Raw genomic sequence first — 21,854 nt, forward strand, 5'->3', positions numbered from 1 at the left:
GGCGTCGCCCGTCAGCGCTCCAGGATCGCCGTCACGCCCTGGCCGCCGGCCGCGCAGATCGAGATCAACCCGCGTCCGCCGCCCTTCTCGGCCAGGAGCTTGGCCAGCGTCGCCACGATCCGCCCGCCCGTCGCGGCGAACGGGTGCCCGGCGGCCAGCGACGAGCCGTTGACGTTGAGCCGGTCGGTGTCGATCGCGCCCAGCGGCGCGTCCAGGCCGAGTCGGTCCTTGCAGAACTCCGGCGACTCCCAGGCGGCGAGGGTGGCCAGCACCTGCGAGGCGAACGCCTCGTGGATCTCGTAGTAGTCGAAGTCCTGCAGCGTCAGCCCGGCACGGGCCAGCATCCGGGGCACCGCGTACGCGGGGGCCATCAGCAGCCCCTCGTCGCCGTGCACGAAGTCCACGGCCGCCGTCTCGGACCAGCTGAACCAGGCCAGCACCGGCAGGTGGTGCGCTGCGGCCCACTCCTCGCTGGCCAGCAGCACCGTGGACGCGCCGTCGGTGAGCGGCGACGAGTTGCCTGCGGTCATGGTGGCGTGTTCGGCGTCCGGCCCGCGGGTGCCGAAGACCGGCTTGAGCGTGCCGAGCTTCTCCACGCTCGTGTCTGGGCGGAGGTTCTGATCGCGGGTGAGCCCCAGGTAGGGCGTCATCAGGTCGTCGAAGAAACCCCTGTCGTACGCGGCGGCCAACCGCTGGTGCGAGCGCAGGGCCAGCTCGTCCTGCGCGCGCCTGTCGATCTGCCAGCGCAGCGCGGTCTGGGCGGCGTGGTCCCCCATCGACAGGCCGGTACGCGGTTCGGCGTTGCGCGGGATCTCCGGCTTGAACGGCTGGAGCGGGCGCAGCTTCGCGGCGATCTTCATCCGCTGGCCGACCGTCCGGGCGGAGTTGAGTTTGAGCAGCGTGCGCCGCATCTCCTCGTTGACCGCGAGCGGCGCGTCGGAGGTCGTGTCGACACCGCCGGCGATGCCGACGTCGAGCTGCCCGAGGGCGATCTTGTTGGCGACGAGGATCGCGGCCTCCAGGCCGGTGCCGCAGGCCTGCTGGATGTCGTACGCGGTGGTGTGCGGGTCGAGCCGGGACCCGAGCACCACCTCGCGGGTGAGGTTGAAGTCGCGGGAGTGCTTGAGCACCGCCCCGGCCACCACCTCGCCGACCCGCTGCCCGGCCAGCCCGTAGCGGGCGATCAGACCGTCCAGCGCCGCGCCGAGCAGATCCGCGTTTGACGCGTCCGCGTAGCGGGAGTTGGAACGGGCGAAGGGGATGCGGTTGCCCCCGATGACCGCGACCCGCCGGATGCTCTGCACGATCCGCCTCCTCGACAAGTGTTGCTCGAACCCTACTCGCCAGTAGGCTACGCCCATGACCGACAGGTACGCGAGCTTCGTCCAATCGGCCGCCGGCCGCGCGCTGGTCAAGCGCCTCGGGCTGCCCGACCCGCCGCGACTGCGCCGACACCACCCCGGCGACCCGCTGCTGCCCGGGCCGGCGCTGCTCGGCGCGGCCGACGGCGGCCGGCTCGCCGAGCAGGTCACCACAATCCTGACCGCCGCCGGGGTCGAGCTGCGGGACACCGGCACGGCCGCAGCGCAGGACCGCTTCGGCGCCCTGGTGTACGACGCCAGCGGGATCACCGACTCGACGCAACTGCGCCAGCTCTACGACTTCTTCCACCCGCACGCCCGGGCCCTGCTGCCCAGTGGCCGGGTGATCGTGCTCGGCACCCCGCCCGGCGAGTGCCCGACGCCGCGTGCGGCGACCGCACAGCGCGCCCTGGAAGGACTGGTCCGCAGCATCGGCAAGGAGTTCGGTCGCGGCACCACCGCCCAGCTCGTCCAGGTGACCCGCGACGCCACCGGCACCGGCCTCGAATCGACAGTGCGGTTCCTCCTGTCCGGCCGGTCCGCGTACGTCTCGGGGCAGGTCATCCGGGTCGGCGCCGGCGGGGCGAGCGCGCCGGCCGACTGGGACCGCCCGCTGGACGGGCAGGTCGTGCTGGTCACCGGGGCCGCTCGGGGCATCGGCGCGGCGTTGGCGAAGGTGCTCGCCCGCGACGGCGCACAGGTGGTTGCCCTGGACATCCCGGCGGCCGGGGACGCCCTCGCCGCGGTGGCGAACGACATCGGCGGTACGGCAGTCCAACTCGACCTGACCGCGCCGCACGCGCCGACCCGTCTCGCCGACCACCTGGCCAGTCGGCACGGCCGGGTCGACGTGGTGGTGCACAACGCCGGCATCACCCGGGACAAGACGCTCGGCCGGATGGACGCCGACCGGTGGGACCAGGTCATCGACGTCAACCTGTCCAGTCAGGAACGCATCAACGACGTACTGCTGGAGCGGGAGCTGATCCCGGCCGGTGGGCGGATCATCGGCGTCTCCTCGATCGCCGGGATCGCCGGCAACCGGGGGCAGACCAACTACGCCACCAGCAAGGCCGGCGTGATCGGCCTGGTCGACTCGCTCGCCCCGGCCCTGCGTGACCGGGGGATCAGTGTCAACGCGGTGGCCCCGGGTTTCATCGAGACGCAGATGACCGCGCGCATCCCGCTGGTGGTCCGGGAGGCGGGCCGGCGGATGAACAGCCTGGCCCAGGGCGGGCTGCCGGTGGACGTGGCCGAGACGATCGGCTGGCTTGCCTGGCCGGCCAGCGGCGCGGTCAGCGGCAACGTCGTCCGGGTCTGTGGCCAGAGCCTGCTGGGGGCGTGATGGGCGAACGGAGAGAGCCGGACGACCTGTCGGTCCACGAGCTGATCGAGGGCCCGACCGAGATCCTGTCGTCCGAGACACTGGACGCGATCCGCCGGCCGCAGGCCCTCGACGCCGACGAGCGGACGCACGACCTGAGCGCGTCGGCGGCCCAGGTGACAAGCGAGCTCAGCGGCCACGGATCGGCCGGCCCGGGCAGCCGAGAGCGCGTCGAACTGCCCCGGATGCCCGCGCCCGGCGCGCTGTACCGGCGGGCCGCGCTCGGCGCGCTGCCCGGACTCGGTGGGCGGCGCGGGGCGGACCTGCCGGCGGTCGAGTTCACCGTGGCCGGGGTGCGGACCGACCGCGCCCACCTGGCCGACTACGACCGGGTCTGCGGGTTCCGGCTCACCGATCGGCTGCCCGCGACCTACCCGCACGTCCTGGGCTTTCCGTTGGCCCTGCGACTGATGACCGCGCCGGGCTTTCCCATCCCGTTGACCGGTGTGGTGCACGTCGGCAACCGGATCACCACGCACCGCCCGATCATGGCCGACGAGGCCCTCGACTTCACGACGTTCGCCCAGGACCTGCGTCCGCACGACCGGGGGCGGCAGGTGGACGTGGTGCTGGTCGGCTCGGTCGACGGCGAGGAGGTGTGGCGCGGCGTCTCGACGTACCTGGGTCGGGACCGCACACCCGGTGGGCGCGATCGGGGCGAGCGTCCGCCCGCGCCCACGGCCACGGCCCGCTGGCGGGTCGAACCCCGCGTGGGCACCGAGTACGCGCGGGTCTCCGGGGACCACAACCCGATCCACACCTCCCGGCTCGGGGCGCGGCTGTTCGGCTTCCGCCGGCCGATCGCGCACGGCATGTGGAGCAAGGCGCGCTGTCTCGCGGCACTGGAGACGCGGCTGCCGGACGCCTGCACCGTCGAGGTGGCGTTCAAGCTGCCCGTACCGCTGCCGAGCACGGTGAACTTCACCCTGCTGCCGGACGGGGCATTCGCCCTGCACGACTCGCGCGGCCGGCCGCACCTGGCGGGTCTCGTGCGCTGACGAGCGCCCCTCTTGGCAGGGGTGCTCGCATGCGCTAAGTTGTTCTCAGAGCGAGATAATCTCAAGATGAGAGAGACCCGATGAACGAGCAGGACTTCCTGGCCGCGTACGACCCACGGGCCTACCCGTCGGTCGCCGTGACAGTCGACGTGGTGGCGCTGACCATCCGCGACGACGCGCTGCACCTGCTGCTGATCCGACGCGGCGAGGCGCCCTTCGCGGGGCACTGGGCGCTGCCCGGCGGCTTCGTCCGCCCCGACGAGGACCTGGCCGCCGGCGCTCGACGCGAGCTGGCCGAGGAGACCGGGCTCGGCGGGGAGGCGCTGCGACGCGTACACCTGGAGCAGTTGGGCAGTTACGGCGCTCCCGACCGCGACCCGCGGATGCGGGTCGTCTCGATCGCCCACCTCGCGTTCGCACCCGACCTGCCGGACCCGGCCGCCGGCACCGACGCCGACGAGGCGATCTGGCTGCCGGTGACCGCGCTGACCAGCCGGCAGCTCGCCTTCGACCACAGCCGCATCATCGACGACGCGCTGGAGCGGGCCCGGTCCAAGCTGGAGTACACGCCGCTCGCCACCCGCTTCCTCGCCGCCGAGTTCACGATCAGCGAGCTGCGCGCCGTCTACGAGACGGTCTGGGGGCACCCGCTGCACGCCGGCAACTTCCACCGCAAGGTGCTCTCCGTGCCGGGCTTCGTGGAAAGCACCGGCGCCAGCACCGAGCGCGGCGGTGCCCGAGGCGGCCCACGCGCACGGCTCTACCGGGCCGGCGACGCCCGCCTGCTGCACCCGGCGCTGCTGCGCCCCGCCCGCGAGGAGACCGTGCGGTGAGGGCCACCGAGGCCATCGGCCTGGTCGCGGCCGCCCGCACCGACGCCGACCTGTTCGGCGCCGACCAGCCGGCCCGCCGCTACCGCGAGCTGGTCGCGGCCCTGCACCCCGACCGCCTGCCGGCCGACCCGGCGGTACGCGCCGAAGCCCTCGACACGTTCATCCACGTCACCACCCGGTGGCAGGCCCGGCAGGTCACAGTCCTCGGCGACTATCGCCTCGGCACGCCTGCTCACTCGGGTGACCTGGCCGACCTCTACGACGTGGGCGACGACCGCCTGCTCAAACTCCCCCGACGACCCACCGACAACGACCTCATGGCCCGCGAGGCGCACGCCCTGCGCACCATCGCCGAGCGCGGCGATCCGCGCTACCTGCCGTACGTGCCTCGGCTCGTCGACGAGTTCGCGCACCGCGACGCCACCTCCGGTGCCGAACGGCGGATCACCGTGCTCGCCACCGCGCCGGGCCTGCACGACCTCGACGAGGTGCGACGCGCGTACCCCGACGGGTTGGACGCCCGGGACGTGGCCTGGATGTGGCGGCGGCTGCTGGTGGTGCTCGGCCTGGCCCACCGGGCGGGCGTGGTGCACGGCGCGGTCCTGCCGCGACACGTGCTGATCGAGCCGGCCGCACACGGCGTGGTGCTTGTCGACTGGTGCTTCTCCGCGCCCGTCGGCAGCACGATCCCGGCCATGGTGCCCGGCCACCAGGACTGGTATCCGCAGGAGGTCCCCGGCAAGCGGCCCTGCGGCCCGGGCACCGACATCGCGATGGCCAGCCGCTGCATGAGCTGGCTGATGGGCCCGCGCGCCCCCCGCGAGCTGCACGCCTTCGTTCAGGGTTGCCGACAGCGGGCCCTGGACGCCCGACCGGACGACGCCTGGGCACTGCTGCGCGAACTCGACCAGGTGTTGGACCGGCTCTACGGGCCACGCACCTTCCGACCCTTCACCCTCACCCCCTAAGGAGCTGTCATGGGCAGTGGAATCTGGTCCACCGACGTGTACGACGCCGCCGACCGCTACCGCCGGTCCACCGGCCGGAGCGCCTTCTCCTACAGCGACAGCGGGGCGCGCACCGTGCACCCCGCGCTCGACCCCCGCGACGCGAGCCGGGAGAGCCGGGACTCCGACGAGCACCCGCGATCGACGCCCATCGCTGTGCTCTTCGACGTGACCGGCTCCATGCGCAGGGTGCCGCGCGCCCTGCAGACCAAGCTGCCGCAGCTGCTCGGGCTGCTGCAACGGCAGGGGTACGCCAGCGATCCGCAGATCATGTTCGGCGCGATCGGCGACGCCACCTGCGACCGGGTTCCGTTGCAGGTCGGCCAGTTCGAGTCGGACAACCGGATGGACGACGACCTCGGCCGGATCGTCCTCGAAGGCGGTGGCGGCGGGCAGATGAGCGAGTCGTACGAGCTGGCCCTGTACTTCATGGCCCGGCACACCGTCACCGACAACTGGGAGAAGCGCGGCCGGCGCGGCTACCTGTTCATCATCGGCGACGAGCTGGCGTACCCGCAGGTGAAGGCTCGTGAGGTGGCCGGGCTGATCGGCGACAACCTCGCCGAAGACGTGCCGCTGCGGCAGGTCGTCGACGAGGTGACCCGCCGCTGGGACACCTACTACCTGCTCCCCGCCGGCAGCCACTACGCCGGCAACGCCAAGGTGCTCGACTTCTGGCGGGACCTCTTCGGGCAGAACGCCGTGGTGCTCGACGACCTCGACGCCGTCTGCGAGACCATCGCGCTCACCATCGGCCTCGGCGAGCAGGCCATCGACCTGGACGAGGGCCTTCGCCACCTGGACCACGCCGGCTCCAGCGCCACCGGCACCGTCTCGAAGGCCCTGGCCCGCCTCGGCCGGGGGCGGCGGGCCGAGATGTCGACGCTGCCGGCGTTCCGCGACACCACCGGCGGGGTGACCCGGCTGTGAATCACGTGGCGGTGGTCGACCTCGGCTTCGGCGACGCCGGCAAGGGCACGGTCGTGGACTGGCTCTGCGCCACCCGCCCGGTGCACACGGTGGTCCGCTTCAACGGGGGCGCGCAGGCGGCGCACAACGTCGTGCTGCGCGACGGGCGGCACCACACGTTCGCGCAGTTCGGCGCGGGCACGTTCCATCCTGGTGTCGGTACGCACCTGTCCCGGCACGTCGTGGTGGACCCGCTGGCACTGGCCGCCGAGGCCGACCATCTCGCCACGATCGGGGTGCCCGACGCGCTCGACCGGCTGACCGTCGACGCCGACGCGCTGCTCGCCACCCCGTACCACCGGGCCGCCAACCGCGCCCGGGAGATCGCCCGGGGCGCCGACCGGCACGGCTCCTGCGGGCTGGGGGTGGGTGAGGCCGTCGCGTACGGTCTCGCCCACCCCGACGACGCGCCCCGCGTCGCCGACTGCCACCGCCCCGCGCAGCTGCGCCGCCGGCTGACTGCCCTGCGGGACCGGCTGACCGCCGAGCTGGGCCCGCTGGACGCGCCACCTGTCGATGACTGCCTGCCCGCGTTCACCGGGTTCGCCGGGCGGGTCGCCATCGTCGACGGGAGCTGGCTGGCCGGGGCGCTGCGTGCCGGGACCTGCGTCTTCGAGGGCGCGCAGGGCGTGCTGCTCGACGAGTGGCACGGCTTCCACCCGTACACGACGTGGAGCACCACCACGTTCGCCAACGTCGACAGCCTGCTCGCCGAGGCGGGCCGGGCCGGCGACCTGACCCGGCTCGGGGTGCTGCGGATCGTCACCACCCGGCACGGGGCCGGCCCGCTGGTGACCGAGGACCCGAGCCTGGCGCTGACCGATCCGCACAACCCGACGAACCCGTGGCAGGGCCGGTTCCGGTTCGGCCACTTCGACGCGGTCGCCCACCGGTACGCCCTCGCCGCGGCCGGGGGCGTGGACGGCCTGGCCCTGACCCACCTCGACCTGGCCGGCCCCGACCTGCGGATCTGCCGCCGCTACGACACCACCGACCGGCTCGACCCCGGCCCACCCGGCGACCTGGACCGCCAGGCCGCGCTCACCGACCGCCTGCTGCGCTCCCGCCCGGTGTACGACGACCCGCCGGCGGACTGGGCCGAGGCGGTGGGGGCGGAGCTGGGCACACCTGTGGTGCTGACCTCGCACGGCCCCACCGCCGACGACAAGGTCCCGCACGGCCCGCTGCTCACCCCACCGGCGCTGGTTCACTCGGTCTGACGACTGGGGTCCGGACGCGGTCGCGCATCCACCGGGCGCGGTTTGTCGGGCTTCTCGACCACGCTCACCGGGCGTTCGAAGAACGTCTCCAGCACGACCATGGCCTGGGTGCCGGTTACCCCGTCGACGCCGAAGATGCGGCGCAGCGCCGCTTGCAGGTCTTCGGTGGTCGCGGTGCGGATCTTCACCAGCAGGGACGCCGCACCGGCGATGATGTGCGCCTCCTGGATCTCGGGGATGGCCACAAGCGCGTCCCGGGTAGGGGCGTCGCCCATCCAGGAGTCTGCGCTGACCAGCACGAAGGCCGACACGCCACGGCCCACGGCGGCCGGATCGACGTCTACGGTGCTCCGGCGGATCACGCCTCGTTCGCGCAGCTTGCGTACCCGCTCATGGGCCGAGCCGGCGGACAGACCCACCGCGCTGGCCAGCGTCGCGTAGGACTGGGTGGCGTCGCGCTGAAGCTGCGTTATCAGCGCGCGGTCGACGTCATCTACCACCGGGACACCTTACTGAATATGATTCGGGAGGAATTCCCGTTGACCATATCAAGTATGGCAGAGATATCATTCTGCCGAATGAGCCCCCGGCGCTTGGGAGGCGCAGCGATGGTCGACACTGTTCCCGCCGAATTCCGCCTGCTGGACGAGCGGTTTCGCAGCTGCGACGGCGACTTCGTTGTCGAACGGCTACACAGCGGCGCACGTAAGACGGAAGGGCCGGCCTACTTCCCGGCGGGCCGCTACCTGGTGTGGAGCGACATCCCCAACGACCGACTGCTGCGCTGGGATGAGACCACCGGCGCCGTCGGTGTCTACCGCCACGGCTCGGGCTACGCCAACGGCAACACCGTGGACCGTCAGGGTCGGCTTGTCACGTGCGAGCAGGGCAACCGGCGGGTCACCCGCACCGAGCACGACGGCACGGTCACGGTGCTCGCCGACCGGTTCCACGGCAAGCGGTTCAACAGCCCCAACGACGTGGTCGTCCGCGCCGACGGCACGATCTTTTTCACCGACCCCAGCTACGGCATCCAGGGCGACTACGAGGGCAACAAGGGCGACAGTGAGTTCGGCGGGGCCTGCTACGTGTTCCGCCTGGACCCCGCCACCGGCGACGTACGCGTCGTGGCGGACGACTTCTCCCGCCCCAACGGCCTGGCGTTCTCTGCCGACGAGCAGCGGCTCTACATCGCCGACACCCGGCAGGAGCCCAGCCACATCCGCGTCTTCGACGTCACGGCCGACGGCACCCTCGGCGGCGGAAAGATCTTCGCTGAGTGTGACTTCGGACGGTTCGACGGCCTCCGTCTCGACCATGTCGGGCGGGTCTGGGCGGCAGCCTGGGACGGCGTGCACTGCTTCGACCCCGACGGCACCCTCATCGGCAAGCTGCTGCTACCCGAACCGGCAGCCAACCTCACGTTCGGCGGCCCGAAGCGCAACCACCTGTTCGTCACCGCCGGGACCTCGGTGTACACGCTGCGAGTCACCTTCAACGGCGCCCACTACCCGCCAGCGACGCAACTCCCCCCGGACGCCTCGTCGCCCATGACAGCGACGGTGGCAGCGCTCGGCTGACCAGTCGGCAATGTCGGCGAAGCGGCACCGACCGCCGCCGAGCCCCCGAGCATGGGGGCATGGACGTCCTGCTCGACCTCCTCCGTGGGACGGTCACGTCGCCGTGGGTCTACCTGTTGATCTTCGGGCTCACCGCTGTCGACGCGTTCTTCCCCGCGGTGCCGGGCGAGGCCGCGGTGATCACCGCCGGGGTGCTCGCGGCGAGCGACGGGCACCCCAGCCTGACTCTGGTGATCGTGAGCGCCGCCGTCGGCGCGCTGGTCGGCGACCACATCTCCTACGCCATCGGTCGCGGCGGCGGGGCACACCGGCTGGCCCGGCTGCCCGACGGCAGCCGGCGGCGGGCCGGCTCCGACTGGGCCCGCCGGGCCGTGGACCGGCGCGGCGGCGTCATCCTGACCACCAGCCGCTACGTGCCGGGCGGCCGGACCGCGGTCACCCTCACCATGGGCGCGGTGCGCTATCCCCGCCGGGCGTTCCTGCTGTACGACAGCATCGGCGCGGTCACCTGGGCGCTGTACTGCGGGCTGCTCGGCTACTTCGGCGGGCTGGCCTTCGAACGTGAGCCGGTGAAGGGCGTACTGGTCGGTGTGGGGGTCTCGCTGATCATCACGTTCGGACTGGAGGGAATCCGTTGGCTGCGCCGTCGAGCGCACCGCCGGGCCGCCGCCCGCCGCTGACAGTCACGCGGTCGTCCGCTGCGTCGCCGCCCGGGACGCCTCACAGCAGATCGGCATCGTGCACCAGGATGGCCAGCTGCACCCGGTTGCCCGCGTGCAGTTTCGCCAGCGCCCGGCTGACGTGTGCCTTCACTGTCGCCTCGCTCATCGTCAGCCGCCGGGCGATCTCCGCGTTGCCGAGCCCCCGCGCCACCTCCCGGACGATCGCCAACTCCCGCTCGGTAAGCGGCGCCAACCGCTCCCGGGCCGCGTCCCGGCGGGCCGGACCACGCTCGGCGAACGAGCTGATCAGACGCCGGGTCACCGTCGGGGCGAGCATCGCGTTCCCAGCGGCCACCGTCCGGACGGCGGAGGCCAGCTCGCGGGGCGGGGTGTCCTTGAGCAGGAAGCCGACCGCGCCGGCCCGCAGCGCCCGGTGTACGTACTCGTCGAGGTCGAAGGTGGTCAACATGATCACCTTCGGGCCGGCGGCGACCACCTCGGGCGCGACGGTCAGCCCGTCGACGCCCGGCATCCGCACGTCGAGCAGCACCACGTCGGGGCGTAACCGCTTGGCCTTCTCCAGCGCGCCAACGCCGTCGGCCGCCTCGCCGACGACGGTGATGTCCTCGGCGGCCTCCAGGATCAACCGCAACCCGGCACGAACCAGTTGCTCGTCGTCGACCACCACCACCCGGATCACGCCGCACCCGCCAGCGGGATCAGGGCCCGGACCAGGAAACCACCGTCCACGGGAGCTGCCTCCAACCGGCCGCCGAGCAACTCCACCCGCTCACGCAGCCCGAGCAGCCCCTGCCCGGCACCGGGCAGCGCCGACGTCCCCTCGGACGGGCCGTTGCGGACCAGCACCTCCAGCCCGTCGGGCAGATAGCGCAGACAGACCGTCGTCTCGGCGTCGGCCGCGTGCTTGCGCACGTTGGTCAGCGCCTCGCGAACCACCCGGTACGCGGTGCGCCCCAGCGTCGCGGGTAGTGCCGTCGGCACGCCCTCGTCCTGCCGGGACACCCGGAGCCCGGCGGCACGGGACTCCCCGATCAACTCGTCCAAGGTGTCGAGCCCTCGCTCCGGCGTCACCGCCGGGTCGGTCTGGCGCAGCACACCCAGCACCTCGCGCAGGTCGGTGAGCGCCTGCCGGCCGGTCGTCCGGATCAGCGCGGCGGCCTCGACGGTCCCCGGGTCCACGGCGGTCACCTCCAGCGCGCCGGCATGCACCACCATCAGCGAGACCCGGTGTGCCACCACGTCGTGCATCTCCCGGGCGATCCGGGTCCGCTCCTCGGCGCGAACCCGGTCGGCGCGCGCCTCCTGCTCGCGTTCCAGCCGTTCGGCGCGGTCCCGCAGAGCGGCGAGCGTGTCCTGACGGGCCCGCACCCAGAGGCCGAAGACCAACGGCAGCCCGACCAGACAGGCGGCGAGCAGCAGCACGTTGCCGCTGGTGGCGGTGGTGATCCGGCGTACACCACCCACCGCCAGGCCGACCAGCACCCCACCGGTCAGCACCAGTGCCGCACCGGCGAGGTAGCCGGCGAGTTGGCGACCGCGTAACCGCAGACCCGCCTGGTACGAGGCCAGCACCCCGGCGGCCGCCGCGGCGAGCACCAGCCAGCCGACCGCCGCGGCCAGGAACAACGGCCAGCGGCGAGCGCGGATCATGCCGGCCGCCCCCGCCGAGCCCAGCGCGATCAGCAGCACGACCGCGCCCGGCAGCGGCGAACGGACCCCGATGTCACCTGTCGCGCTGGCCCAGACGGCCGCGGCGACCAGGACGGCGAGCATCTGCGGGGCGTACCGGTGGACGACCCGCCGGAGGGCGAGGGCGCTGGAGGCCACCCAGCGAGCCTAGGGCTCAACCGGCCGATCGCACCGGCCCGTGGCGCCGGACCCGGGTGAGGTGGGGGATGACCCCGACGCGCGGTCCGGGCCGGCCGCTACCTAAGTAGTGCCGCCCACCTGACCCTTGGCCGATGGCAGCGGCCGCCGCCCGCACGAGCATCGGGATCATGGATCTGCTGGCCCTGCTGCACGACACGATGTCCTCGCCCTGGGTGTACCTGGCGATCTTCGCGATCGCCGTGCTCGACGGCTTCTTCCCGGTCGTGCCGAGCGAGACGGCAGTGATCACGGCCGGGGTGTTCGCCGCCTCGGGAGCGCCGTACCTGCCGGCGGTCATCGTGGTGGCCGCCGCCGGCGCGCTGGTCGGCGACCACGTCTCGTACGCCATCGGGCGGGGCGGTGGAGGGCGACTGCTCGACCGGCTGCCGTCCGACGGTCGACGCCGGGCCGCCATCGACCGGGCCCGGCGGGGGATCGCCACCCGGGGCGGTCTGATCCTCACCGTGGCCCGCTACATCCCGGGCGGCCGGACCGCGGTCACCCTCACCATGGGCGCGGTGCGTTATCCCCGGCGACGGTTCCTGGCCTTCGACGCGCTGGCCGCCGGCTCGTGGGGGCTCTACTCGGCGCTGGTCGGCTACGTCGGCGGGCTGGCCTTCGAGCAGGACCCGCTGCGTGGCCTCCTGCTCGGTCTGGGCCTCGCCCTGACGGTGACTGTGGTCGTCGAGGTGGTTCGCTGGCTCCACGGGCGGCACCGCGCGGCGCGGGCCGGCGAGCCGGGCACCGACGCTGCCTCCGTCGGGACCGTCAGTCGGCCGGCGGACGCCAGGTGACGCCGTGCAGCAGTTGGGCGGCGCCGAGCCAGGCCACGTTCATCATCCGGGTGGCCGTCTTCTCCGGGTCGGCGTCCGGGTGGTCGGCGAGCCAGTCGGCAAGTGACTCGGTCGCGCCGACCAGGGCGTACGCGACGACCTCCAGGTCGATGGCGGCGATCTCGCGGCCCTCGGCGCGCAGCGCGTGGTCGAGCATCCCGGCGACCACCTCGACCAGCCGGGCCCGCATGCTGGCCAGCTCTCCGGCGAACGGCTGCTCGCCCCGGGCCTGCCGGTAGAGCACCGCCCAGCCGTCGCGGTGCGCGCCGACGAAGCCGAAGAACGCCCGCAGGCCACGCCACAGCCGCTCGTCGGCCGGCAGGTCGGGGGCGGCGGCGCCGGCGATGGCCTGCATCATCCGGGTGCCCTCCCGGTGCAGGCAGGCGACGAACAGCTCTTCCTTCGTCCCGAGGTACGCGTACACCATGGGCTTGGAGATGCCGGCGTCCTCCGCGATCTCGTCCATGCTTGCGGCGTGGAAGCCGCGCCGGGAGAAGACCTTCACTGCCGCGTCGAGCATCTGCTGCTCGCGGACGGCGCGGGGCAGGCGCTTGAAGGCGGGGACACTGGACACCTTGCGAGCATACCTACTCGTGCGTAGGGTTACGCGCGAGTAGCCAAATCTTCCGGAAGGCACATCTCATGACTGACTTCGACCCGGCCACCTTCGCCAACGTCGGCCCCAAGGAGTTCGCCCAGCTGGTCAAGTCCACCCCGGACGACAAGATCGCCCAGGTGATGTCCGGTGACCTGCGCGGCAAGGTCCTCGGTGAGGTGTTCGGCCGGATGCCGTCGCTGTTCCGCGCGGACCGGGCCGGCTCCACCAACGCGGTCATCCACTGGATCATCACCGGTCGTCCGGACGGCGGCAGCGACACCTACGAGGTGGTCATCGCCGACGGCAAGTGCGAGGTGAACGAGACTCCGCAGCACGACCCGAAGCTGGCCCTCACCATGGGCCCGGTCGAGTTCCTGAAGATCGTCTCCGGTGGCGCCAACCCGGTGATGATGTTCATGACCGGCAAGCTGAAGGCGAAGGGCGACCTCGGCCTCGCCGCCAACATCGCCAACCTGTTCGACATCCCCAAGGCCTGACATGGCTGAGTTCTCGCTTGACCTGAACGAGGAACAGCGGGATCTACGCGACTGGGTGCACGGCTTCGCAGCCGAGGTCGTGCGCCCGGCCGCCGCCGAGTGGGACGAGCGCGAGGACACCCCGTGGCCGGTGATCCAGGAGGCCGCGAAAGTCGGCCTCTACGGCTTCGAGTTCCTCGCCACCTGCTGGGCCGACCCGACCGGGCTCTCCCTGCCGATCGCCAGCGAGGAACTCTTCTGGGGTGACGCCGGCATCGGCCTGAGCATCTTCGGCACCTCGCTCGCCGTCGCCGCCATCTACGGCGCCGGCACCCCCGACCAGATGGTCGAGTGGGTGCCACAGTGCTTCGGCGACGTGGACTCGCCGGCCGTCGCCGCGTTCTGCACCAGCGAGCCCGAGGCCGGCTCCGACGTCGGCGCCATGCGCACCCGGGCCGTCTACGACGAGGCCACCGACGAGTGGGTGCTCAACGGCCAGAAGGCGTACGCCACCAACGGCGGCATCGCCGGCGTGCACGTGGTCACCGCCTCGGTCGACCCCACGCTCGGCTCCCGGGGCCAGGCCGCGTTCGTCGTACCGCCCGGCACCCCCGGCCTGGCCGCGACCCGCAAGCTGCGCAAACTCGGCCTGCGCGCGTCCCACACCGCCGACGTCTTCCTCGACGAGGTACGCGTACCCGGCCGCTGCCTGCTCGGCGGACGCGACGCCCTGCTGGAACGCCTGGACCGCGCCCGCTCCGGGCAACGGGCCAGCGGGCAGGCCGCGATGCGCACCTTCGAGCTGTCCCGACCCACCGTCGGCGCGCAGGCGCTCGGCGTGGCCCGGGCCGCCTACGAGTACGCGTTGGACTACGCGAAGGACCGGGTCCAGTTCGGACGGCCGATCATCGAGAACCAGGCTGTCGCGTTCGCGCTTGCCGACATGCGGACGGAGATTGACGCGGCCCGGCTGCTGGTCTGGCGGGCCTCCTGGATGGGCCGCAACAACCGCCCGTTCACGGCGGGCGAGGGCTCGATGTCCAAGCTCAAGGCCGGCGAGGTGGCGGTGTCGGTCACCGAGAAGGCGGTGCAGCTGCTCGGCGGGGCCGGCTTCCTGCGCGACCACCCCGTCGAACGCTGGTACCGCGACGCCAAGATCTACACCATCTTCGAGGGTACGTCCGAGATCCAGCGACTGGTGATCTCCCGGGCGATCTCCGGCACGCAGATCCGCTGAGCCTCCGGTCAGCCACCCCCTGGCCCGACCGCCGGCCGGGCCAGGGGCGGCGTCCTACCTATCCGTGCCGTCTTCGTCACCCCACGCCGATGCTGGCTGGGCCTGGTGCCGCGTCGGGTGCATGATCAAGGAAGAACGCCCTGCCGGACGGGAGTCACCTGCCTGTCCGCGTACCACCCCAAGGAGGTCTGCGGCATGGACCTGCCGTTCGTCGTCGCCACGCTGACCCGTCGCGGGCTGCTCACGCCGGGCCGCCCGGTCCGAATCGCCTCGCAGCTCAACGCCTTGCGCACCTGGGGGTGGAGTCTCGCCGGCGAACTACGCCAGGCAGCCGCCCGAGACCCCGGCCGACCGGCGATCATCGACGAGGACGGCGTCGAGCTGACCTACCAGGCGCTCCTGCACCGGGCCGAACGGATGGCCCGGTCGATGCGGTCCGGGCTCGGCGTACAGGCCGGGGACCGGATCGGCGTGCTGTGCCGCAACCACCACGGCCTGATCGAGACCATCGTCGCGGCGACCCTGCTCGGCGTCGACGCGGTCCTGGTCAACACCGGGCTCTCCGCCGCCCAGCTGTCCACCGTCGCCGAGGAGCAGCGGCTACGGCTGCTGGTGCACGACGACGAGTTCGCCGAACGGGTCCTCGGCCTCCCCGCCGAACTGCCCCGCCTCGACGAGCGCGCCCGCGAGGAACTGGTGGCCGGAGCGCTCCCCGGCGAGCTGCGCCCGCCGGAGCGCGACGGCCGGATCATCGTGCTCACCTCGGGCACCACCGGCGCCCCCAAGGGCGCCCGCCGGCCCACACCCAGCGGTTTCGGGCCACTCGTGTCCATCATCGACCGCATCCCGCTGCACGCCAAGAACCGCGTGCTGATCGCCGCCCCAATCTTCCACACCTGGGGATTCGCCGCCCTGCAGGTGTGCTTCGCGTTGCGGGCCACCATCGTGCTGCACCGCCGCTTCGACCCGGCCGCCACGCTCGCCGCCCTGGTGGCACACCGCTGCGACGCCCTCTTCGCCGTACCCGTGATGCTCCAACGGCTGCTGGAAGTGCCCCCACCGGACCCGCGCCCCGCACTCAAGGTCGTCGCGGTCAGCGGATCGGCACTGCCCGGCGGGCTCGCCCCCAAGTTCATGGACGTGTACGGAGACGTCCTCTACAACCTCTACGGCTCCACCGAGGTCTCCTGGGCGTCCATCGCCGGTCCCCCGGACCTGCGCCAGGCACCCACCACTGCCGGCCGGCCACCGCACGGCACCCGCCTGGAAATCCTCGACGCCGACGGCCAGCCGATACCGAAAGGTCAGGTCGGCCGCATCTTCGTCGGCAACGAGATGCTCTTCGAGGGCTACACCTCCGGCGCCAGCCGGGAGAGCCGCGACGGCCTGCTCGACACCGGCGACCTCGGCCGGCTCAACGCCGACGGGTTGCTCTTCGTCGACGGTCGGGCCGACGACATGATCGTCTCCGGCGGCGAGAACGTGTTCCCATCCGAGGTGGAGGACCTGCTCGCCCAGCTACCGCAGGTCCGCGAGGCCGCCGTGATCGGCGTACCCGATCCCGAGTACGGCCAGCGACTGGCCGCGTTCCTCGCCCTGCACCCCGGCGAGACCCTCGACGCCGAGGCGGTCCGCGAGTACGTCCGGCGCTACCTGGCCCGCTTCTCCGTACCCCGCGACGTGGTCTTCGTGAAGTACCTGCCCCGCAACGCCACCGGCAAGGTGCTCGCCCGGGAACTACGCCGCTACTACGGCTGAGGCGCCAGCCTCAGCCCGGGATCGTGATCCGACCCTCGACCGCGGCGGTGGCGATGTCGGTGCGGTGCTGCGAGCCGGCCAACTCCACCCCGTCCACCAACGCGTACGCCGCATCCCGGGCACTCGCCAGGTCGGGGCCGGTGGCCGTACCGCAGAGGACCCGACCGCCGGCGGACAGCAACGCGCCGTCGCTCGCCCGGCGGGCGGTGCCCGCGTGGATGATGCCCGGCCGGTCCGCGCCGGTGATCACGTCGCCGGTGCGCGGCGCGGCCGGGTAGCCCTGCGCGGCGACCACCACGGTCACCGCCGCGCCGTCGCGCCAGCGCAGCGGCGGGTGCTCGGCAAGCGTGCCGGTGGCCGCCGCGTGCAACAGCCCACCCAGCGGGGTCTCCAGCAGGGCGAGCACGACCTGGGTCTCCGGGTCGCCGAAGCGCGCGTTGAACTCGATCACCCGAGGACCGGCGGCGGTCATCGCGAGGCCCACGTAGAGCAGGCCCGCGAATGGCGTGCCCCGACGGCGCAACTCCGCCAGGGTGGGGTGGACCACGTCGCGCATGACGTCGTCGACCAGACCGGGCGGGGCCCAGGGCAGCGGCGCGTACGCGCCCATGCCGCCGGTGTTCGGGCCGGTGTCGCCGTCGCCGATCCGCTTGAAGTCCTGTGCGGGCAGCAGCGGCAGCGCCGCCTCACCGTCGGTGACCACGAACAGGCTGACCTCCGGACCGTCGAGGAACTCCTCGATCACCACCCGGCCACACTCGGCGGCGTGCGCCAACGCGGCGGACCGGTCGTCGGTCACCACCACGCCCTTGCCGGCGGCCAGACCGTCGTCCTTCACCACGTACGGGGCGCCGAACTCGTCAAGCGCCCGCGCGGTGGTCTCCTCGTCCGTGCAGACGTACGCCCGGGCGGTCGGCACACCGGCGGCGGTCATCACGTCCTTGGCGAACGCCTTGGAGCCCTCCAACTGGGCGGCCTCGGCCGACGGGCCGAACACGGCGATGCCCTTGGCGCGTACCGCGTCGGCGACACCGGCGACCAGCGGCGCCTCCGGCCCGATCACCACCAGGTCAGCCGCGGTCTCCACGGCCAGCGCGGCGACAGCGGCCGGGTCGGTCGCGGTGACGGCCCGCAACTCGGCAACCGAGGCGATGCCCGGATTACCAGGCGCGGCAATCAGCGCCGAAACAGCCGGATCGCGTTCCAACCCGAGCGCGAGAGCATGCTCCCGCCCACCACCACCCACCAAGAGAACCCGCACGACGGCATCCTACTGGCCGCCCCACCCACCGCCGCGCATCGCGCCGGTGATCATGAAGTTATTGCCCGCTGTCGCGGCGTGTCGTGGCAACAACTTCATGATCAACAAACTCGGGCCGCGGCCATTGCCTGGCGGACCGTCCACGGGATGTAATCGGGGCGCAGGGTGTCCTGCCAGGTGAATCGGAGGACCGTCCAGCCGGCGTTCACCAGGCGGTTCTGGCGTCGCCGGTCGGCGAACACGGCTTCCGGCAGACCGTGCGGGCCTCGACCATCGGCCTCGGCGATGATCCGGTGGCGACGCCACGCGAGATCACCGATGCCCAGCAGATAGCCGTCGTCGTCACGCACCTCAAGTTGCAGCGCATCGGGCGGCACTCTGCCGTCGACGCATCGGAGTCGGGCACGCGTCTCGAGTGGCGACTGCGCCCGCCCGTCCACCTCGCTGAGGAAGCCGCGTGCCGCGACCGCGCCACGCCGCCCGCGGATCAGGCGCGGGAAGGAGAGCAGATCTTCGGCGGTCACCAACCGACGGTTCAATGCCGAGTCCAGCACACTCACCGCCGAGAAACGATCAACCCGCAGGCTCACGTCGGCAAGGGTCCGGAGCGGTTCGGTCACGGTGAGCCCGTCCACCCGGACAAACTGCCCGGACGGAACGACCAGCTGATGAACCACCACCTCCGGATGAGCGATCCGGGCTGGCCTGGCGACCGGGCCAGGCACCGACAGGTGGATCACATCGGTGGCCTTCAGACCAGCCATCCCGTGCAGTTCGGCGGCTGTTGCGAGCACTGCGCCGGCCGACGGCCCAAAGGATTCCAACGCCGCCCTGATCCGCGCCCGTCGGGGCACCCCGTCATACAGGTCGGCGTCCACCAGGTAGCTGCCACGCGCCACGACGCGCCAACGGCCCGCGCGACAGAGCCGTTGCACTTCGTGGGTGGTGAAACCGGCGGCTCGCGCCTGCCTGAGCGTCACAATCCCGTCCCGTGCGGAGGCAACCCGCCGTACCGCGTCCAAGGCATCCACCCGGCCACCCTGACCCACCGGGGAACCCCAGACACACCCCTGTGGACAACCAGCGCTTCCCTGTGGATAACCAGGCGCCCCCGCCTTTGTTGATCATGAAGTTATTGCCACGACACGCCGGAACGGGTGGCAATAACTTCATGATCACCGGGGCGGGGCGGGGGCCGGGAGGCCGGGGGGCGCGGGGGCGGGGGGCCCGGGGTGGGTTGGGGTTAGGGGAGGAGGGGGTGTTGGACTACGTTTTCTTCTCGGCCTGGGCCCACGCCGATGACGCTCACCCTCGTGTTGCAGAGTTCCTCTACGCGGGCGATGTAGCGGCGGGCGTTCTCCGGCAGCTCGTCGACGGTGCGGGCCTTGGTGATGTCCTCCCACCACCCGTCGAGCTCCTCGTACACCGGGGTGGCGTGGTGGAAGTCCGTCTGGCTCATCGGCATGTCGTCGACGCGCTTGCCGTTGATCTCGTAGCCGACGCAGATCGGCACCTTGGGCAGCCCGGTGAGCACGTCCAGCTTGGTGATGACCAGGTCGGTGACGCCGTTGAGGCGGCAGGCGTACCGGGCCACGACCGCGTCGAACCACCCGCACCGGCGCTCCCGGCCGGTGGTGGTGCCGTACTCCGCGCCGATCTTGCGCAGGTGCGCGCCGTTGGCGTCGAACAGCTCGGTCGGGAACGGGCCCGAGCCGACCCGGGTGGTGTACGCCTTGCTCACCGCGATCACCTGGTTGATCGCGGTCGGCGGGATGCCGGCGCCCACGCAGGCGCCACCGGCCGTCGGGTTGGACGACGTCACGAAGGGGTACGTGCCGTGGTCCATGTCGAGCATGGTCGCCTGGGCGCCCTCCAGCAGCACCGTCTCGCCCCGGTCCAGCGCGTCCCAGAGCATGGCCCGGGTCTCGGCGATGTACGGCTTGAGCCGCTCCGCGTACTCCAGGTACTCCTCGACGGTGGCCTCGAGGTCGATCGCCTTGCGGTTGTAGACCTTGAACAGCATCTGGTTCTTCTCGCGCAGCGCGAGTTCCAGCTTCTTGCGCAGGATGCCCGGGTCGAGCAGGTCCTGGAGTCGAATGCCCATCCGGGCGACCTTGTCGCCGTACGCCGGGCCGATGCCCCGGCCGGTGGTGCCGATCCGGGACGAGCCGAGGTACCGCTCGACCACCCGGTCCAGTGCCCGGTGGTGCGGCATGATGAGGTGCGCGTCGCCGGAGATCCGCAGCCGGGACACGTCCACCCCGCGCTCGGCGAGACCGTCGATCTCGGCGAGCAGCACCTTCGGGTCGACGACCACGCCGTTGCCGATGACGATCATCGCGCTCGGCGAGAGCGCCCCGGAGGGCATCAGGTGCAGCGCGTACTTCTGGCCGTCCGGGGTGATGACCGTGTGCCCGGCGTTGTTGCCGCCGGAGTAGCGCACGACGTAGTCGACCCGCTCACCCAGCAGGTCGGTAACCTTGCCCTTGCCCTCGTCGCCCCACTGAGCGCCGATGAGCACGATCGCTGGCATCTTTTCCGCCTCCAGAAGGCTCGGGTGCCAGGTGGCGACCGGTTGGCGAGCCCGGGGTGTCAGGTTAACAAGTAGTGACGGCGCGACCAGCAGGGGTCGCGTCGAGAGGCAGGAGGCTCCTTCCGTGTACGACGTGGTGCTGCTCACTCTCTCCTCGGAGCGCGACGCTCCCGGGGGCTGTGGCAGCGGCGGGGCCTGCTGCGGCGGCGCGACCGGGACCGACACCGGCGTCAACGGGTCGGACGGGGCTGCCGGTGGCACGGCGACCGACGCCGGCACCGACCCCGGCGGGACGTCGGGCGACGGCGACCGGTGCGCCACCGATCGACCCCGGGTGCCGGTGCTGGCCTGCGCCGATGCCCTGACCGCCCGGGGCGCCCGGGTGCAGACGGTCACCGCCCGCTCGGACGCGGAGATCGACGCGGTGTTGGCCCAGCTCGACGGTCCGGCCCGCCCGGACGGTCTCACCTGGCCGGATTCGGACGGCAAGACCCGGCTGGTCGTCGCCACGGCAAGCGACGGGCAGTTGCGCGCCGTGCTGCGCCGGCTCGTCCGGCGGTACGCCCCACCGCCGAGCCGCCGTCCGGCTGACCTGCGCGGTGACCGGACCCTGCCCGACCTGCCGCCGGTCGCCGTACTCCCTCTCGATCCGGCACACGGCGGCACCCACCGGGACCTGGCCGCGCAGCTCGGGCTGCCCCGCGATCCGGTGGCCGTGGCGGCCGCCGTGTTGGACGGCACGCCACGCCGGCTGGATCTGCTGCGCAACGACGGCGGCTCGGTGACCCTGGACGGCGCTCTGCTCGGCGCCGCCGATGATGCGGGTCGCCCGTTGCACTGGCGGGCCCGGGTGGAGGTGGACGACGCCATCCTCACCGACGGCGACGAACCGCTGCTGGCCTGCGCGATCGGCAACGCCGGCGGGTACGCGTCGCTCGACGACGTGGCGCTGCTGGCCGCGCCGGACCCGGCCGACGGCCAGGTCGAGGTCGCGGTGGCCGTCCCGGTGGTCGTCCGCTCGGCGTTGGGACGCAAGCGGGTACGCCTGGAGGTGCGGCGGGCCCGGGGACGGGCCGTGTCGGTGCTGCCCCGGGAGGGAAAGGTGCCCTACCTCGACGATGGCGTCGAGGGTGAGCTGACCCGCAAGCGCTCCTGGTGGATCGAACCGGGTGCCTGGGCGGTCTGGGTGGTCTGACCCCGACTGCGTCGACCGGCCCCGGTCGTCCGGTGGGCCTATCCTCGCAGGAGGACTGG

The 21,854-nt window shown here is 72.4% G+C and carries 21 protein-coding genes; 13 read left to right on the plus strand and 8 right to left on the minus strand.

What is annotated here, in order from left to right:
- Nucleotides 1-11: 11 nt before the first annotated feature.
- Nucleotides 12-1,304 (minus strand): acetyl-CoA C-acetyltransferase, encoded by a 1,293-nt coding sequence (locus tag AB0B97_RS07470; RefSeq protein WP_357491430.1) that lies wholly within the window; start codon nt 1,302-1,304, stop codon nt 12-14.
- A gap of 55 nt (nt 1,305-1,359) precedes the next feature.
- Here AB0B97_RS07470 and AB0B97_RS07475 point away from each other — a divergent pair, with 55 nt between their 5' ends.
- The 6 genes from AB0B97_RS07475 (at nt 1,360) to AB0B97_RS07500 (ending at nt 7,772) form a co-directional block, all read left to right on the plus strand.
- Entirely contained in the window at nt 1,360-2,706 is a 1,347-nt protein-coding gene (locus AB0B97_RS07475; RefSeq protein ID WP_357491432.1) for a 3-oxoacyl-ACP reductase, read from the plus strand.
- Complete coding sequence (locus AB0B97_RS07480; RefSeq protein ID WP_357491434.1) at nt 2,706-3,743, plus strand: MaoC/PaaZ C-terminal domain-containing protein; 1,038 nt, start codon at nt 2,706-2,708, stop codon at nt 3,741-3,743. Before AB0B97_RS07475 ends, AB0B97_RS07480 begins: the two co-directional genes overlap by 1 nt.
- Nucleotides 3,744-3,823: 80 nt before the next feature.
- Nucleotides 3,824-4,576 (plus strand): NUDIX domain-containing protein, encoded by a 753-nt coding sequence (locus tag AB0B97_RS07485; RefSeq protein WP_357491436.1) that lies wholly within the window; start codon nt 3,824-3,826, stop codon nt 4,574-4,576.
- Nucleotides 4,573-5,544, plus strand: coding sequence for a serine/threonine protein kinase (locus AB0B97_RS07490; protein ID WP_357491438.1), 972 nt, complete (start codon nt 4,573-4,575; stop codon nt 5,542-5,544). Before AB0B97_RS07485 ends, AB0B97_RS07490 begins: the two co-directional genes overlap by 4 nt.
- Nucleotides 5,545-5,553: 9 nt before the next feature.
- The gene (locus tag AB0B97_RS07495; protein WP_357491440.1) at nt 5,554-6,513 is read left to right on the plus strand and encodes a hypothetical protein; all 960 of its coding nucleotides are present in this window, start codon (nt 5,554-5,556) and stop codon (nt 6,511-6,513) included.
- The gene (locus AB0B97_RS07500) at nt 6,510-7,772 is read left to right on the plus strand and encodes an adenylosuccinate synthetase (RefSeq protein ID WP_357491442.1); all 1,263 of its coding nucleotides are present in this window, start codon (nt 6,510-6,512) and stop codon (nt 7,770-7,772) included. Before AB0B97_RS07495 ends, AB0B97_RS07500 begins: the two co-directional genes overlap by 4 nt.
- Here AB0B97_RS07500 and AB0B97_RS07505 read toward each other — a convergent pair.
- A complete protein-coding gene (locus tag AB0B97_RS07505; protein ID WP_357491444.1) occupies nt 7,760-8,272 on the minus strand; it encodes an Lrp/AsnC family transcriptional regulator in 513 nt (170 codons plus the stop codon). The two genes, AB0B97_RS07500 and AB0B97_RS07505, sit on opposite strands and share 13 nt — an antisense overlap.
- A 108-nt stretch (nt 8,273-8,380) precedes the next feature.
- Here AB0B97_RS07505 and AB0B97_RS07510 point away from each other — a divergent pair, with 108 nt between their 5' ends.
- The gene (locus tag AB0B97_RS07510; RefSeq protein ID WP_357491446.1) at nt 8,381-9,352 is read left to right on the plus strand and encodes an SMP-30/gluconolactonase/LRE family protein; all 972 of its coding nucleotides are present in this window, start codon (nt 8,381-8,383) and stop codon (nt 9,350-9,352) included.
- Nucleotides 9,353-9,411: 59 nt separating this feature from the next.
- The gene (locus AB0B97_RS07515) at nt 9,412-10,032 is read left to right on the plus strand and encodes a DedA family protein (RefSeq protein ID WP_357491448.1); all 621 of its coding nucleotides are present in this window, start codon (nt 9,412-9,414) and stop codon (nt 10,030-10,032) included.
- Nucleotides 10,033-10,072: 40 nt separating this feature from the next.
- On the opposite strand, the gene AB0B97_RS07520 is transcribed toward AB0B97_RS07515, so the two are convergent.
- Together AB0B97_RS07520 and AB0B97_RS07525 are read right to left on the minus strand one after the other, a co-directional pair.
- Nucleotides 10,073-10,714: a response regulator transcription factor gene (locus AB0B97_RS07520; RefSeq protein WP_357491450.1), complete on the minus strand. Its 642-nt coding sequence runs from the start codon at nt 10,712-10,714 to the stop codon at nt 10,073-10,075.
- Nucleotides 10,711-11,862 (minus strand): histidine kinase, encoded by a 1,152-nt coding sequence (locus tag AB0B97_RS07525; RefSeq protein ID WP_357491452.1) that lies wholly within the window; start codon nt 11,860-11,862, stop codon nt 10,711-10,713. The genes AB0B97_RS07520 and AB0B97_RS07525 overlap by 4 nt, the downstream gene beginning before the upstream one ends.
- A gap of 170 nt (nt 11,863-12,032) precedes the next feature.
- On the opposite strand from AB0B97_RS07525, the gene AB0B97_RS07530 reads away from it, so the two are divergent.
- Nucleotides 12,033-12,698: a VTT domain-containing protein gene (locus AB0B97_RS07530; protein ID WP_357492083.1), complete on the plus strand. Its 666-nt coding sequence runs from the start codon at nt 12,033-12,035 to the stop codon at nt 12,696-12,698.
- On the opposite strand, the gene AB0B97_RS07535 is transcribed toward AB0B97_RS07530, so the two are convergent.
- The gene (locus AB0B97_RS07535) at nt 12,673-13,311 is read right to left on the minus strand and encodes a TetR/AcrR family transcriptional regulator (RefSeq protein WP_357491454.1); all 639 of its coding nucleotides are present in this window, start codon (nt 13,309-13,311) and stop codon (nt 12,673-12,675) included. The genes AB0B97_RS07530 and AB0B97_RS07535 overlap by 26 nt on opposite strands.
- A 68-nt stretch (nt 13,312-13,379) precedes the next feature.
- Between AB0B97_RS07535 and AB0B97_RS07540 the strand changes: the two genes are divergently transcribed.
- The 3 genes from AB0B97_RS07540 to AB0B97_RS07550 all read left to right on the plus strand — a co-directional run bounded on the left by AB0B97_RS07540 (nt 13,380) and on the right by AB0B97_RS07550 (nt 16,806).
- Complete coding sequence (locus AB0B97_RS07540; RefSeq protein WP_234583143.1) at nt 13,380-13,832, plus strand: SCP2 sterol-binding domain-containing protein; 453 nt, start codon at nt 13,380-13,382, stop codon at nt 13,830-13,832.
- Between the two features lies 1 nt (nt 13,833).
- The gene (locus AB0B97_RS07545; protein WP_357491456.1) at nt 13,834-15,048 is read left to right on the plus strand and encodes an acyl-CoA dehydrogenase family protein; all 1,215 of its coding nucleotides are present in this window, start codon (nt 13,834-13,836) and stop codon (nt 15,046-15,048) included.
- Between the two features lie 195 nt (nt 15,049-15,243).
- Nucleotides 15,244-16,806, plus strand: coding sequence for an AMP-binding protein (locus AB0B97_RS07550; RefSeq protein ID WP_357491458.1), 1,563 nt, complete (start codon nt 15,244-15,246; stop codon nt 16,804-16,806).
- Nucleotides 16,807-16,816: 10 nt separating this feature from the next.
- On the opposite strand, the gene purD is transcribed toward AB0B97_RS07550, so the two are convergent.
- From purD to AB0B97_RS07565, 3 genes are all read right to left on the minus strand, one after another.
- On the minus strand, nt 16,817-18,067 hold the full coding sequence (gene purD, locus AB0B97_RS07555; RefSeq protein ID WP_357491460.1) for a phosphoribosylamine--glycine ligase: 1,251 nt from the start codon (nt 18,065-18,067) through the stop codon (nt 16,817-16,819).
- Nucleotides 18,068-18,168: 101 nt separating this feature from the next.
- Entirely contained in the window at nt 18,169-19,098 is a 930-nt protein-coding gene (locus AB0B97_RS07560; RefSeq protein ID WP_357491462.1) for a type IV toxin-antitoxin system AbiEi family antitoxin domain-containing protein, read from the minus strand.
- A gap of 212 nt (nt 19,099-19,310) precedes the next feature.
- Nucleotides 19,311-20,600, minus strand: coding sequence for an adenylosuccinate synthase (locus tag AB0B97_RS07565; RefSeq protein ID WP_234583138.1), 1,290 nt, complete (start codon nt 20,598-20,600; stop codon nt 19,311-19,313).
- 124 nt (nt 20,601-20,724) lie between these two features.
- Here AB0B97_RS07565 and AB0B97_RS07570 point away from each other — a divergent pair, with 124 nt between their 5' ends.
- On the plus strand, nt 20,725-21,795 hold the full coding sequence (locus tag AB0B97_RS07570) for a hypothetical protein (RefSeq protein ID WP_357491465.1): 1,071 nt from the start codon (nt 20,725-20,727) through the stop codon (nt 21,793-21,795).
- Nucleotides 21,796-21,854: the final 59 nt, after the last annotated feature.

This window comes from Micromonospora sp. NPDC049004 (assembly GCF_040649315.1).
Taxonomy (GTDB): Bacteria; Actinomycetota; Actinomycetes; order Mycobacteriales; family Micromonosporaceae; genus Micromonospora.